Origin of the sequence: Streptococcus mitis SK575, assembly GCF_000257865.1 — a bacterium.
GTDB lineage: Bacteria > Bacillota > Bacilli > Lactobacillales > Streptococcaceae > Streptococcus > Streptococcus mitis_CQ.
In genome coordinates this window covers 1-15142 of record NZ_AICU01000064.1, presented here as the reverse complement: position 1 = coordinate 15142, position 15142 = coordinate 1, and the positions used below count along the sequence as shown (strand labels likewise).

The 15142-nt window shown below is 30.1% G+C and carries 15 protein-coding genes and 1 pseudogene; 15 read left to right on the top strand and 1 reads right to left on the bottom strand.

The genetic code is table 11. From position 1 onward, the window contains the following. Nucleotides 1–70 precede the first annotated feature (70 nt). The 15 genes from HMPREF1048_RS08325 to HMPREF1048_RS08265 all read left to right on the top strand — a co-directional run bounded on the left by HMPREF1048_RS08325 (nt 71) and on the right by HMPREF1048_RS08265 (nt 14941). Complete coding sequence (locus HMPREF1048_RS08325; protein WP_000644602.1) at nt 71–286, top strand: hypothetical protein; 216 nt, start codon at nt 71–73, stop codon at nt 284–286. Between the two features lie 60 nt (nt 287–346). Continuing rightward, nucleotides 347–913 carry an HD domain-containing protein gene (locus HMPREF1048_RS08320; RefSeq protein WP_000184122.1) on the top strand — a complete coding sequence of 189 codons (567 nt, stop codon included), beginning with the start codon at nt 347–349 and terminating at the stop codon, nt 911–913. A 52-nt stretch (nt 914–965) separates the two neighbouring features. Further along, nucleotides 966–1670 (top strand): HAD family hydrolase, encoded by a 705-nt coding sequence (locus tag HMPREF1048_RS08315; RefSeq protein WP_001039670.1) that lies wholly within the window; start codon nt 966–968, stop codon nt 1668–1670. Next, a complete protein-coding gene (locus HMPREF1048_RS08310) occupies nt 1657–1923 on the top strand; it encodes a hypothetical protein (protein WP_000394373.1) in 267 nt (88 codons plus the stop codon). The genes HMPREF1048_RS08315 and HMPREF1048_RS08310 overlap by 14 nt, the downstream gene beginning before the upstream one ends. A gap of 306 nt (nt 1924–2229) precedes the next feature. Continuing rightward, nucleotides 2230–3273, top strand: a complete 1044-nt coding sequence (locus HMPREF1048_RS08305; RefSeq protein ID WP_001196977.1) for an SPFH domain-containing protein — start codon at nt 2230–2232, stop codon at nt 3271–3273. 12 nt (nt 3274–3285) lie between these two features. Further along, nucleotides 3286–3696, top strand: coding sequence for a hypothetical protein (locus HMPREF1048_RS08300; protein ID WP_000041925.1), 411 nt, complete (start codon nt 3286–3288; stop codon nt 3694–3696). Further along, the gene (locus HMPREF1048_RS08295; RefSeq protein WP_000285176.1) at nt 3696–3998 is read left to right on the top strand and encodes a hypothetical protein; all 303 of its coding nucleotides are present in this window, start codon (nt 3696–3698) and stop codon (nt 3996–3998) included. The genes HMPREF1048_RS08300 and HMPREF1048_RS08295 overlap by 1 nt, the downstream gene beginning before the upstream one ends. After that, nucleotides 3999–5201 (top strand): hypothetical protein, encoded by a 1203-nt coding sequence (locus HMPREF1048_RS12470; RefSeq protein WP_001292147.1) that lies wholly within the window; start codon nt 3999–4001, stop codon nt 5199–5201. Further along, nucleotides 5202–5663 (top strand): hypothetical protein, encoded by a 462-nt coding sequence (locus tag HMPREF1048_RS0102440; RefSeq protein ID WP_000833375.1) that lies wholly within the window; start codon nt 5202–5204, stop codon nt 5661–5663. It begins immediately after the preceding gene. Nucleotides 5664–5872: 209 nt separating this feature from the next. Beyond that, nucleotides 5873–7678, top strand: coding sequence for a KAP family P-loop NTPase fold protein (locus HMPREF1048_RS08290; protein WP_004269660.1), 1806 nt, complete (start codon nt 5873–5875; stop codon nt 7676–7678). Nucleotides 7679–7880: 202 nt separating this feature from the next. Further along, nucleotides 7881–8999, top strand: coding sequence for a hypothetical protein (locus HMPREF1048_RS08285; protein WP_000003558.1), 1119 nt, complete (start codon nt 7881–7883; stop codon nt 8997–8999). An 84-nt stretch (nt 9000–9083) separates the two neighbouring features. Then, the gene (locus tag HMPREF1048_RS08280) at nt 9084–10034 is read left to right on the top strand and encodes a helix-turn-helix transcriptional regulator (protein ID WP_004269661.1); all 951 of its coding nucleotides are present in this window, start codon (nt 9084–9086) and stop codon (nt 10032–10034) included. Nucleotides 10035–10105: 71 nt separating this feature from the next. Next, a complete protein-coding gene (locus HMPREF1048_RS08275) occupies nt 10106–10492 on the top strand; it encodes a hypothetical protein (RefSeq protein ID WP_004269658.1) in 387 nt (128 codons plus the stop codon). Nucleotides 10493–10613: 121 nt separating this feature from the next. After that, nucleotides 10614–14618 (top strand): ATP-dependent helicase, encoded by a 4005-nt coding sequence (locus HMPREF1048_RS08270; RefSeq protein ID WP_000209101.1) that lies wholly within the window; start codon nt 10614–10616, stop codon nt 14616–14618. A 68-nt stretch (nt 14619–14686) separates the two neighbouring features. After that, on the top strand, nt 14687–14941 hold the full coding sequence (locus tag HMPREF1048_RS08265; RefSeq protein ID WP_000456892.1) for a hypothetical protein: 255 nt from the start codon (nt 14687–14689) through the stop codon (nt 14939–14941). A gap of 16 nt (nt 14942–14957) precedes the next feature. Here HMPREF1048_RS08265 and HMPREF1048_RS08260 read toward each other — a convergent pair. Then, nucleotides 14958–15142, bottom strand: a pseudogene (locus tag HMPREF1048_RS08260) (transposase); the annotation flags it as partial.

Below are 15142 nucleotides of genomic sequence, written 5' to 3'. Positions count from 1 at the left end.
CTCATAGAATCACTTGAATCATCAATTCCTGAGTTAAAAGAATATGTAGAAAAGAATAAGGAGTAATAAATTGAAAGCTATTGTAAAAAATCCAAAAAGACTATTTGAACTTTTGAGATTATATTTTGTTCCAGTAAAAGGTAGGAAAGTAGTTCATGTACCAGCGTATGCTTATAAGGAAGATGAAAATGAAAAGATTTATCTCCATAATAATGAACTTCACTTATCTAAAAAGATGTTTGAATTTCTAGTAAATCAAGGTTTAGAGTTAGTCAGTTTCTTCTGAATTAACAAGAAGTGTATCGAAAATACCTAGCCAAAAAAGATTAATGGAGGAAAAAATTTTATGACAAATCCAAAAGAATTCGCATTAAATGCACATAAATCTCAGACAAGAAAAGGGAAAATCACACCTTATTCGTTTCACTTATTTTTGGTCAATAATATATTAGAAACCCTAACAGAAGATTCTAATATTATTGCTACCGGATGGTTACACGATACTGTTGAAGATACCGATGTCAGTCTTGAAGATATTAAACAAGAATTTAATGATGAAATTTATTCATATATGTCTTTAGAATCTGAAGATAAATCAATTAACGATTGGCAAACTCGTAAAGAGATTCAATTAGCAAAATTTCGAGAAGTAGCAGAAGATGAGTCGCTAAGAAAAGTTTTACTTGTAACTTTTTCTGATAAATTAGCGAATTTAATGGAACTGTATCAAGATTACTTAATAATTGGTGATTTACTATGGGACCGTTTTAATTCAAAGGATCCGAAAAAACAACTATGGTACTTTAAAGAGTTTTATAAAATCTTTAAAGATAACCAAGATTTATTTTCGAAAAACAAAGATATTTTAAATAACTATAAAGAAATTTTAAAGCTTTTATTTTTTAACAATTAAAAATATGTTTTTAAAATTATCTTTTAATTAAATGTAAATAGAAAGGACACAAATGAATAAACCAATAGTAGCTATATTTGATATCGACGGAACAATTTTTAGAGATTCCTTACTTTTAAAGCATATGGAAAAGTGTGTTTCCTATGATGTATTTCCAAATAGTGTCAATGCTGAAATTAAATTTCACAAAAACGCTTGGGAAAATAGAGAACTAGACTATGATGACTATCTCTATATTGCAGCAACACTTTATACAAAATATATTGCAGATAAAGATGTACTTGATATTGATTTTGTTGCCAAAAAAGTTATTGAAAAAGAAAGTAAAAAACTTTATCGATACACTCGTGATAGGATCAAATGGCATAAGGAACAGGGACACCAAATTATATTTATTTCGGGTTCTCCCGATTTCTTAGTTTCAAAAATGGCCGAAAAATTGGGCGCTGATATCTGGTATGCAAGCAATTATCTTCAACTTGATAGTAAGTATACTGGAGAAGTGATTCCTATGTGGGATTCAACTTCAAAATTACAAGTTTTAAAAAAATTGTTTATTGATTTCGAAAAATCCTATGCTTATGGAGACACAACTGGTGATTTTACAATGCTTCAATCTGTAGGATTTCCGACAGCAATAAATCCTAACAAGAAATTGTTGGATAAGATTACAAAAGAGAAACTAGACTGTAAAATCATTATTGAGAGAAAAGATGTGATTTATAAACTAGATGAGGTCAAGCATGGAATTTATTAAAGCTGCGAATCAATTTATAGAAAATTACTATCCAAGAGAAGATCTTGACCGTATTGAAAGTATAGAGATAGGAATAAGGGATTCTGAAAATTATTCTCGATATTTTTTAGAAATTCAAAAACAATCTGAAGAGTTTGAGTGTGACTTCTTTAATTTTGATAACATAGATTATTATGAAGTGGATGACTCTGTTCATTTTAAACAGATTATTAACTTAGAGAATAGTTCATATGTATTTTGGAAAGATTATTAATTTTAACAACTGACACATAAGATTTCACTTCTTAAAAATAGTGTTTAAGAATTTGAGTTGCTAAGAACTTAATTGAGTATACCGATAGGTATTAAATCGGATATAAATTGCTCATGGTTAATATTTAGGGTAAAATTAACAAAAAGATATGGAAACACTTACAAGTCATTGCATGATTTAAAATTTTAATTACAATTCATTTAATGATTTATAAGTAAAAGTTAAATTTAGCACTTATTAGTAAGATTCCATTTTAAAAATACATCTTTAATAGGTGTTACATTAATTTAAAAAAAGGAGATAAATATGGCATTAAATATATTTGAAGTTGTTCGATATGAAGGAGAAGATACTAGAAATGTACTAGCTTGGCGACATCCTAATAAAAATATGAAACCAGGAACAACTTTGATTGTTAATCCTGGTCAACGAGCTGTTTTTTTCTCGAATGGTCGAGCTGTTGCAAGTTATGAGGAAGGCAAACATAAGATTGATGGGAACAATACTCAGTTTCTGACTGGACTGAAATCCTTTGTTAGTGGGGGTGTATCACCAGATTCTTCCTTCCTTTGGTTTGTCAATATGTACGATTTACAACCAATTGGATGGGGGACTCCGTCACCGATATTGGTTAGAGATCCAGAAAGTCAAATTCCTGTTGAGCTAAAATCGTATGGAAACTTTATTCCAAGAATTGTAGATTTGGAAGCTTTTATCTTAGAGTTTATGCCAAGCCATCCAGATATGATTACAGCTGACGTCTTTCAAAAACGCTTTAGACAAGCTGCTATAGGCATTATCAATTCAGCTGTTTCTCAGGTGGTTTATAACAATAAGATTGCAGTCATTGATATTGAAAAGCACACGTATGATATAGCTTTGGAATTATCAAAAATTTTATCCAATCATTTTTCTAAATATGGGATTAGTGTTGAAGAATTTAACATTGAAGCCTTGAAGGTGAATCAAGATAGTCAAGGTTATAAGGACATCTTTGAATATCATCAAAGAGTTTTAACTTCCAAAGGTAAACGTGCAGGTCGTGACATTGAAGGTTACACTTACCAAGAAGAGCGTCAATTTGATGTTTTAGAAGAAGCAGCACAAAATGAAGGATCTGCAGGGAATCTAATGGGAGCTGGAATGGGGATATCGATGGGACTTGGATTAGGAGCCCAATTTGGTAATTTGATGGGAACTCTGGGAAATGCGCTATCATCAGATAAACAGCCAAATCAGAATCAATCAGCTTCAAATGAAGAAATCGGTTTAGCTAAGTTTTGTAGTCAATGTGGGACTGCATTTTCAGATGGAGCTAAATTCTGTTCCAATTGTGGTCAAGCAAGATAGGAGAATAAAAGAATGAGTAAAAATATTTGGATCTATGTAGCAGGAGTTGTGACAATTATTACCACAATTATTTTAGGATTATTAATTCCTCATCTATCTATTTCTTTATATTATGTTGCTTTGGGATTTTTAGTCATAGCAGAGTTTGTTTTTTTCTTACAAATGGTTATCAAGCGTCAATTTACAGATTGGCTACCTATCAATGTAGTTACTGCAATTTGGGTACTTGGGCAAGTTTTCATGATGCCTCTAGTACAGATTTTACCAAGTTTTCTATTTTGGATTATTGAAGTGTTAGCAATCGGTTTGGTGGCTATTATAGGTTCTTTAACAGCAGCAGATAGTCACTATCGTAAAGGACGAGCAGAAGCTTTCTCAGAAAACGCAGAGGATGTTTTTAAACCTAAAAAGGGAGATTATTGATGTATCAAGTATTTCGGTCATTAAGTTTACTATTTATGGGATTAACAGCTGCAACATTTTTTTTTACTATCGTTTTAAAAGTATTTGCTATTATTGATAATGTTGAAACTTTTTCAATGAAATTTTTTCTAACTGATCCTGTAATATTTTCTTTTTCAGGTTTTGCTCTATCTGTATTTCTTTTTGATAGTTTTGAGAATTTAGAAAAAATAAAAATAAAAGTGAGGGCATTAGATGAAATATATAGGGGTAAAATTCTATATAAGGAGTATCTTATTAAGGAGAAGAAAGGGGGAAAGTAAGTGTCTGAGTTATTTTCCTTAAATTGGAAATCTGTAGATAAATGGATTATGGTAGTAGTTGCTCTGTTTCTATCTTTGTATGATTTTATTTATCATTTAGAGGAACCCAGTATTCTCAGAATGAGTATTTTACCACTTATATTTTTATTTACGTTAAAAATTTTATTTATAATCTTTCGATTGAAATCGGAAAGTGCCTTATCTTACACGCCTATTTTATCTTTATTAGTGTTACTATTAGGTGCTCCCAACATCACCTACATTATATTTGGTCTTCTATACTCATTCCTTAAACCATTGGATATAGAATTTCAAGTACATGTTATTTCCTGTTTTTCTTTTAAAAATCTAAAGTATATTCACTTATCACTTTTAATTTCGTTGGTCATTATTCTGTCAATGTTTATAAGTAATTATTCAGGGGATAAGGCAATACTCTTGGCAGTTATTTATCGCATATTGCCCATATATCTTATCTGTCTTACATCATTTTTGGCAGTAACATATTTTAGGCGTAAGTCTGAAAGAGAAGAAAATATCAGACAAAAATTTAATTTCTTGTCAGAAGTATATATGATATCTTTTAATACCATTTTAGGTTTATTAATGTGGGCATTTAAACAAATTATAATCTTTGGATGTACTTTCTTTGCTTACTCTATTTTTTCTTACTATCCATATGTAATAAAAATATTTTCTTTTATATTCTTGCTATTTATAATCGGTGTTCCAATACCTGTTTCAATATTATCTTTTACTCTCCCAAATATTATTTATTCTGTATTTCCCCTATTACTAATGTGGTTATTACGAGAGAAGATAAAAGAACGTTTAACTTTAGATAATTTATTGAAATGGAATTTTTCACAGTTATTCGTTATTATATTCTCATTCTTTTTTGGTATTGAATATGAAAATATAAGAGAGTGGGCAATTAAGATACTTCAAATTCTTGTACCTTGGTATATAATTTGTTTAATTCTGATTGTAATCCTAACGTATCGTCGAGCAAAAAAGGAGGAAGATATAAAAACCAGAGAGCAAATTTGGGAGCTGTTTAAGTTATTCAAAAGACATGAAATTAAGGAAACAACCTATCCTGTGATTTGTCCATCTTGTAGTAGCGAAAATTTATTAGAGTTAGGCCAAGGGAAATCTTGTGACTACTGCGGCGGATGGCTTTCTAGAAAGAAGGATTTATAAATGAAGCGTTATCGTTCAACTATAATAAAATTTATTTATCCACCTGTTTTTATTATCTGTTTTATTCATGGATTCAGGTTATACCAAGCTATAATTGGGGAATATCAAATGTGGATAGATAAGAGAGGAGCTGAATTAGATTTCAATTTCCGTTATTCTATGTATATTTTGACATTTCAAGTATTATTTGGATTATTTTTTGTCTTTTTAGTAGTTTCATTTATTCTATTGCTAAAACCACCAACCATGAAAAAATATAAAACAAGTTTAAAAACGGTTTTAGAATATGAGAATCGAAACGAAGATGTTCTTGAAGATCAAGGACATGAAATGCGAAAAAAAACAAATTATCGTCTAACTGCAAAACGATTCTACTGTCCAACATGTGACGCACCAACAGAAGGTATAAGAGGAACTTTTAAAACGTGTGAGAATTGTGGAGAGACTTTCAAATTATCTTAAAATTGTTATTTTAATTAAGATATAATTCAAATGAAAAAAAGTAATTAATTTCCATCGATAGTAGAAAAAGATGTGTAAATACAGTTTTTAAATATATTATCCAAAAATTAATGAATCATTTTAGAAACAAAAAAAGATTCAATGTATATCTTTAATCACTCTATTATGGAGTGATTTGTCTTATTTTTATATTTATGAAAGGATTGCTTATGAGCGGCTCATTTTCTGATAGTCCTACCCATGATGACAAATTTAGCATTGAGAACTATATTAATGGTTTATCAAATTTTATTACTGAGTGTGAAACACCCTTAACGATTGCAATTCAAGGAGACTGGGGTACTGGAAAAACCAGTATTATGTATCAAGTCGAGAAAAGATTAAATCCTGAAAAACAGGATAAAAAAATTCAGACTATTTTTTTTAATACTTGGCAATACTCACAGTTTGATATGGGAAATAATTTAGCAGTAGCATTAATTACAGATTTAATTAGTGAGTTAAATGTAGAAGATTCAAAAAAGAAACAGTTTTTTAAAAAAGCAAAAGGTGCGCTATCTAAAGGTTTAGAATATGTAAATTTAGACTTTGGAATACTAAATGGTGAAAAATTAACTGAAAAATTTCAAGATTTAATCATAGGTTTTGGTGAGAGAACTGATGATATCAAGCACTTAAAAGAAAATTTACAAGACATTATTAATGACGCCATTAAGGAAAATAAAAGTGACCGAATAGTTATTTTTATTGACGATCTGGATCGATTGGTACCCGAAAAGGCTATAGAACTCTTAGAAGTTTTAAAATTATTTTTAGATTGTGAACATTGCGTCTTTGTATTAGCTATAGATTATAATGTCGTCGTTAGAGGTGCAAAAAGTAAATACGGGGATGACTTGGACGATGAAAAAGGGAAGGCCTTCTTTGAGAAAATTATTCAAGTTCCGTTTACAGTACCAGTAGCAAATTATGATTTGCAGAATTTTATTAGAAATTCATTGAAAAAACTGGGCTTTAAATTCAAAGAAAAGAATGCCGATAAAAGTGATATTGAAACTGTTACTCAATTAATTAGATACACTATTGGAAATAATCCTCGTACTATTAATAGACTATTTAATTCTGTTAGTCTACTAATGTATATTAATGGTAATGTTGATATTTCGGATGAAGAAAAATTGATGATTTTAACAATGGTATGTTTCCAATTGAGGTTTGAAGAAGCATATAACTATTTATTAACAGCGTATAATAACACTCCAGAGGATGATAATGAGGATGATAATGTAGAATCCTACTTAATAGATTTACTGGAAAATTCATTTGAAGAAATTGAAAATCCATTATACGAGAAGTTAATGTTACTTCACGGAAAATACTGCTTAAAAAATGTTAAGGATAAAGATGATTTTACCAATTTTTATATAAGTTTGAAGAAACTACTTGGGTATAATGAACAAAAATTAACCTTAGAGCATTTTAACAAACTTATAGAACAGATGACATTTTCAAATGCAGTTTCAATTGGAAATACGGATACAATTACTGCAGAAAAGAAAAAACAAAATCATGCACCAAATAGAAATGTACAATTGATCATTCGCAAACTATTTAATAAATTAGTTGGTGGTAAAAATCATTTTGATATAGATAACCCCGAGTTATTTGGTACAGAAGCGAATGAAAAACGGAATATGCCTTTAGATAATCAAAATATTAAAACGGGAAATGTATTTGATAGAGTTCGTTTAACTTTTAATAAAGGACAGGGAATCAATATTTATTCTTCCAGTGATCCATCAAATAGTATTTATCTTTCGGGTGATACTCATGGACGGTTATTTAATGATGGACTTCAACTTATTATAAATGGTAAACCAATAAAGAAAGTAAAGATAAATTACTCTGCCGATGAATTAGCAAATAACGCCAATATGTATAAAGAATTTGAAGAAACATTTTTTAAACATTATTATAAATTAGTAGAAATTGCAAAGGATTTTTTAAGCGAATAAAAATTTTTAGTATAAAAAATTACTCCCAAAATAAAATCATTCTCCTAATAAGGAATTTATTATATGATTTCGTTTTTTTAGTTGATAAAGATTAATAAATTTTTCAAAAATATTATATCTAGACATTAATTGTCTATGGAATGTTGTAAAATGATATTGTTAATCAAATTAGCATAAAAATAATAAAATTGAGGATAGATTTATGTCAGAACAGCAAACTAAAAATACTTTAAAAGAACCTTTAAATATATTGCTTGAAACATATCATGATAAAGTAGGTAAAATTAACAACTCTTCGGAACTCTTCGATATTTATAGCCCATGGAATGATTCTAATATAGAAAAAATGCTAGCCTCTTTTGATGTAGCTTTAAAAACTGACAGTAATACTTTTTCTTGGTTGGATATTGAGAAAGATTTACCTAAAAGTACAGATGTCAATATTAATTACGGATTACCAAATCATATAAAAGGAAATATTGATGAAGCAACTTTGTTTTTATGTTTGGTGAATCCAAACATTGATGAAGTAAAAATCGAGAATAATGTTGTTGGCATTCACACATATTATGAAAAAGCAAGAGAAGTGGAGAGTGGAGACGACTCATTAAACATCTTAGATGATAAAGGCAAATTGAGAATAGATCCTAAAGTGTATATCAAAGAACATATCTTGGATGTAAGAGAAACGAGCAGTATTTTATATAATGAATTACAAATTGTAAAACAAACTCGCTCTTATAAAGATACTTACTATCTAGGACATTACTTGCCACACTTTATAAAAGAATTTTTAAATAAAAAAGGCTCTTTTAAGAATGTTATTCACAATTTGACTGATGAGTGGGATGAGTTAGAAAAAATGTCAAAAAAAATAGCTAACTTAGAGGCTTTCCCATTTAGAAGCCAAAATCCAAATTACACTTATAAAAGTAATAAAAGAGCAACCAACTTTACAAATCTACTGATTGAATCAGATAGTAAAGTTAATTTGTTAAGTGCAAGAGTGATTATTTGGAGAATCGTTAAGCATTTAGAGTCATCTCAACATAAACCCGCATTTATATTGAGAAGGTTTAATACTTTTTGGTTACCTACTATATCTAAAGTTTTAGAACAAGACTTGAATTTTACAAAAGAAGAAATAAATCAAATCATAAACGCACTAGATGAAGAATACTTTTTTACTGTTAGGAAGAAAGATTATAACGGTCAATCAGGATATTTTGGGCGAAATTTTTGTAAAAATAATGAAAGAATTAGTAATAGTAGTTTTAAACACTTAGTTCAGGAAACCTTAGGGGAATATGTGAAAAAATAAAGTGAAGTTGTATTTATGTTATCAGCTTTAGAAAATAAAGATTTCAATAAATTATTTTAAATTAATAGAATTGATTGGTAAGATATGAAACCACAAGAACGACTTTTAACAATCTTTTTCCGTTTACAAGCAGGCGAGAGGCTATCAAAAGCCCAATTAAGCAAGAAATTTGGGATTGATAATAGGACTGTGCAAAGAGATATGAGTATCTTGAAAAATTTTTTGAAAGATCAGCATATATCAAATACAGAGATAAAATTCGATACTTCAGATAATACCTATCGTTTGATTGCTAAAACAACTTTTAATAAAAAGGATATTTTAGTAATCTCAAAAATTCTTTTGGAGAATCATGCACTAAACAAATCTGAACTAAATTCATTGCTCGAAGATCTTCTATCTTTACTCTCAAGAGAAGAAAAAAAAGAGATAGAAGCTATTATCGGTAGTGAGCGTTTTAACTATAAATCACTGACTAATGATAAGGACAGAATTGATACAATTTGGTTTTTGTCGGAAGCTATTCGCAGGGAACAAATGCTCGAAATAGAATATAAAGCTCCGTTAAAAGATGTCAAAAGCCATATTGTTTTTCCTGTATCCCTCTATTATGATGCTCGCTATTTTTACCTGGTTGCCTACCATTTGAAACATGATAATTATATAACGTTTCGTGTTGATAGGATGGAGAGTCTAAGTGAATCTCATGTAAAGAAACCAGAAATTTCATATGGGCGTAAGTACCGAGATGGGGAGGTTCGAAATCAAAAAGTAGATGCTTTTGAAGGAAGAAAAATTGATGTTACTTTAATCTATAAAGGAAATACTGAAATTGTTTTAGATCAGTTTCCAGAGCGTGAAATTCTTTCTGAGAATCACGATGAAATAAAAGTAAAAATTAAAACTCAAGACACACCAGGTCTCAAACGATGGATTCTAGGACAAGGTGAAGCAGTCACTCTTTTATCTCCTTCAAAGTTGATTGAAGAAATACAAGAATCTCTTGAAAACACATTAAGAAATTATAAAAAATGAATAGGTAGACAAAAAATGTCTACCTATTCATTTATAATAGAGATACAGATGAGGAAAGAAGGTAACAGTAGATGTATAAATGTGAAATAAGAGAAGATTTTGAAATAGCATGGTTAGAAAATATAAAGGAAGTAATAGAGTTTCATGGGAGGTATGTTACAGGTGATATGATTTCGCTAACTTTATCTGATCTAAGACACTTAGCAGAGGGGAAATTTCTTGCTTGGAATGTAGAGGATGTGTATTCACAAGTACTATATCTTGATGAAGATGCTAAGGAAATGTTATTAAGTGTAGAGAGTCATTTATATAATTTCCAAGAAATTTCCCAAAAAATAATGTCAGGAAGATTAACTAGACAAAACTACTATCTTCTTGGGAAGCTGATTGATGAATTTCATGCAGTTAAAGCTGCAATGAGAGTTATTGAAACAAAACGAGGTGATTTTAATATTTAGGTTTTCTTATCTTATAGATTCTAAAATACTTAAGTCAGTATTTAACACCATATGTGAAAACGCTTTTAAATGTGGTATAATTAACACAACAGAAGTACTTATAGTTAAGCGAGGTAAAACGATGACAACATTAGATTTTAAAACTTTATTTGAAGAAGAATATGATAAACTTAATAAACAACAGAAAAAAGCAGTTGATACGGTGGAAGGACCTGTTATGGTTATTGCTGGTCCTGGAACAGGTAAAACTCAAATTCTGTCACGTCGTGTCGCAAATATTTTAACAAATTATCATACAAGTCCAGAAGAAATTGTCTGTTTAACATATACAGAGGCTGGTGCATCAGAAATGTTGGATAGATTAGAAAAATTAATTGGAGAAGAAGGGCGTAAGGTAAGAGTATCAACTATCCATGCTTTTTGTAGTGAATTAATCTTAAGAAACTCTGAAATTTTCGGTGGACAACCAAAAATTATCTCAACAGCAGCCAAATATGAAATCCTAAAAGAAATTATGGATGAATATGTTATAGAAGGAAATCCTCTTTATAAAAACTCTGGTAAACGTTATTCTGCTAAAGACCAGCTATTAGAACTTTTTTATAAAATGAAACGCGAAAACCTGAACAAAGAGGATTTTGAAAAAGAGATAGATGAATACTTTAAAATGATTGATTTATCCATACCTGGAGATGATTTGTATAGTAAATTCAAATATGCTAGAAATTCTAAGTCTAAAGACAAGAAAGTTGGAGATTATAAAGATACGGCTATAAACGAATTAAAAGAAAATACTCAAAAGTTACTTGCTGGAGTTGAAATTGTTGAAAAGTATAGCTCTGATATTAGCAATCACAATTATTTTGACTTTGATGATATGATTTTATGGACAATTGAAAAGTTGGAGGAAAATGAAGGTTTTCAAAGAAGTGTATCTGATACTATAAGATATTTATTTGTTGATGAGTTTCAGGATACTTCAGTTGTTCAGAATAAACTTGTAGATTTACTAGTAAAAGGAAAAGACAATCCAAATATTTTTGTTGTAGGGGATGATGATCAAAGTATTTATCGTTTCCAAGGAGTAAGTGCGAATAATATTCGAGATTTTGATAAGAAGTATAAACCTACGAAAATAGTACTTGATGAAAATTACCGTTCTTCCCAAGCTATCATTGACGCTTCAAGACAACTAATCAGTCATAATCCAAGAGAAGAGAAACTTCTTATTGCAGCAGGCGCTAACAAAGATTATGACTATCAATTGCCAATCTTGAAATCCTACGAAAATGCAAAAGCTGAAATGTTTGGTGTGCTTACTGAGATTAAAGAGCTGATTGATTCGGGTATTTCTCCTAATGAAATAGGAGTCATTTATGGAAGAAATTCTTACGGAGAAGAGTTTGCGAAGATTCTTCGTGATAAAGGTATTTTCGTTCAAATGAAAGAAAATAAAGATTTATTTAGTGAACCTTTCTTCAAAAAAATTGTAGCTATTTTAAAATATCTTTGTAAACCATCAAGAGATGTTAGAGAACTTCGAAAAATTGTATATTTTGATTTCTTTGAGGTAGTACTATCACAAATCGCAATGATACGGAATCTAAAGAAAGATGAAAAAATTTCAATCCCCACTATAGCAGAAATTGATCAAAAATTAGAAATCATTCGAAAAAAAGTAAATCAATCATCAAAATACCTATCGCCTATGTATGTCCTTAGCGATGTATTAAAATCTTTAAGTATCGATGAGTATATTATGAAGTCAAAAGAGAAATATCATTTGGTTTCTGTTTTAAATGAACTTTACAAGTTAATGTTGATGGAATGCCAAATCCATCCTAAATTGACTGTAAAAGGATTTTTAAATCAATTATCAGCTTTAGAAGAAATGGGAATTAGTCTACCAATTGAAGATATCTCAGGTTCTCCAAGTAACTGCGTTCAATTAATGACAGCTCATGGTTCCAAAGGACTCGAGTTTGATCATGTGTTTATAATGAAATGCAATGATGGAAAGAAAAAGAGTGAAGCTTGGCCAGGAGGTGAAAATAATTCAGGTAGATTCTCTTATCCACCAAGTTTAAATGGAAAAGATGAAAATGAATCTCAACTAAAAGAAGAGGAGAACCGTCGCTTGTTTTATGTTGCTATGACTCGGGCAAAGAAGGTGCTCCATCTCTCTTATGCTAATGATTCTACTAAAACCCACTTAATTAATGAATTTGAGGAATTTATTGATGAGGTAGACGTGACAGAATCTTTTGAGGATTGTCAATCTGTAGATAAAGTGGTAATGCCGAAATTTTCTAACGATGTTCTCAATGAAATTTTTGACGAATTAAGTTTAAGCGTTAGTACATTAAATACTTTTCTTAAATGTCCTTTGAGTTTTTATTTCAATAAAGGATTAAAATTACCTTCTGAGACGAACGAAGCTATGGTATTTGGTAGCATTATTCACGAAGTCTTAGAAAAAATATATATATCTGTAGATGGTTCACAAAGTTCAGAATTAACTGCAAAAACAGTACTTTCTCCAGAAGAAGCTTTAAAATTATTTGAGACAGTCTTTGAAGAAAAATCTTATCAATTGACTTCAGATAGAATAAAGAAAGATGACTATGCTAGAGGGAAAAAGATTATTGAAAATCTTTACAAGAAAGCTGGATACCTCAAAGATGGTGTAGTTGCAGTTGAGGTACCTATTCAAGGTATTCGACTAGGAGATATTTTAAATACCACCGTAGACCTATCGGAAGTATCTGATATCGAGATAAACGGAAAAATCGATAAAATTGAATGCGACGGCAATATAGTGCGTCTAGTCGACTATAAAACAGGAAATTTTGAAAATGCTAAAAAGAAATTAGTAGCTCCGAGTGAAAAAGAACCCCTTGGTGGTGATTATTGGCGTCAGGCTGTATTCTATTATATCCTCTTCAAAAATGCCGGTATCGATATTTCTGACAAAGAAATACTTGTTAAATATGTTTTGGTTGAGAATTCAACTAATGAAGATGGTTTTTCTGAAACTGAAGATATACGAATCACTCAAAAAGAAGTTGATATAGTGCTTAATCAGATTAAAGAATCTATTATGAAAATTAAACAAGGCGATTTTAACTGTGGTTGTGGAGTATTGAAAAAGGACAGAGATAATTACCCATGCGACTACTGTCTCCAAGTATCAGCTAACACAGCACCTAAATTTGATAATACTGAAGCCTTAGAAGTTGCGACTTATCAACAAACACGGGGAAATTATAAGAGTTTAAGCGTTAGCAAATTGAATCGTTACCTGCGTTGTCCGAAGAGTATCTACTTTGAAGATGTTTTACAGTTATCTCAAGCAGCTGGATTATCAGCAGGAGCAAAAGAAAAATCTACAAAAATAACAATCAATCATGCCCCCACAGGTCCCGTATTTGGGACTGCAATTCATGAAACAATGGAAAAAATCTATAAAGAAGATTTACAATTAGAGGACGCAATTGAATTCTATGATAGTTCATTGTACTCTCATCAAGAGGAAATCATTGATACAATGTCTGTAGAAGAATTAAAAGAATACGGACATAACTTGCTGACTAATCTTTTTGACCATTATATTCCAAATAGTTTAAAAGGAGAGCATGTTTTCTTAGAGAAAGAATTGCGTGTTAAATTAGGAGATAATTACTTAATCAACGGGATTATCGATAAGCTTGAATTTGATAATGATCTTATTCGAGTTGTAGATTATAAGACAGGTTCTGCTCAAAGAGGTATTGAGGAGCTAGAAGTTGGACATGATTATTGGCGTCAAGCAGTCTTCTATAATCTTTTACTAGAAAATTCTTCTGAAATAGATACGACTGATAAACGAATTGAAACTCAGTATATTTTCCTAGATGACGATAGTGCTGAAAGTGGCTATTCAATTCACACTATACAAGTTACGAAAGAGGATTTAGAATTAGTTACATCACAAATTCAAAACTTTTGGTCTCATATGAATACAGCTGATTTTACTGGTAGTTGTGGTAAAAACGATTGTGATTATTGTCGATTAGCTGAGTTTGTTGATTTTGAATTATTAAAAGAAAATATAGAATCTGGAAAAGAAAGTAATTTAGTTAATTAAGCAATCTAAATCATTTACTAGTATAGAATGCTAAGTTAAGTTTCCTAATAATAATTACGAGGTAAATAATGGAATATGTTGAGGCCGTTAATCAATTTATAGATAGACATTATAAAGAGAAGGATATCCATCATATAGAGATAGATTTTTGGGGTAACAAAAATCATCCTCATAGCTTGTACATATACAAACATTCTAAAAAAATTGAGTATGATTATTTTTTCTTTGATTCTCTTGATTATTATGAAGAACCAGATTTCTTAGATTTTAAGTATATTGTTCATTTGGAAAATAATACGTATATATTTTGGCAGGAAGACTAATTTATAGAATATAAAAAATTTTTTCAATTTTTCGACCAGAGAAAATCCCTTGTGAATAGGCAAATAGAAGAGTAGATACAAGCATTTTAGGGTGATAAGACGGGCGATCAAAGGCATGATAGAAGGCGTGGAAGTGACAATCCTCCAAGATATTTACCACTTTTTCAATAGTAAAGACGAGATGGTCTTGTGGCAAGAAGG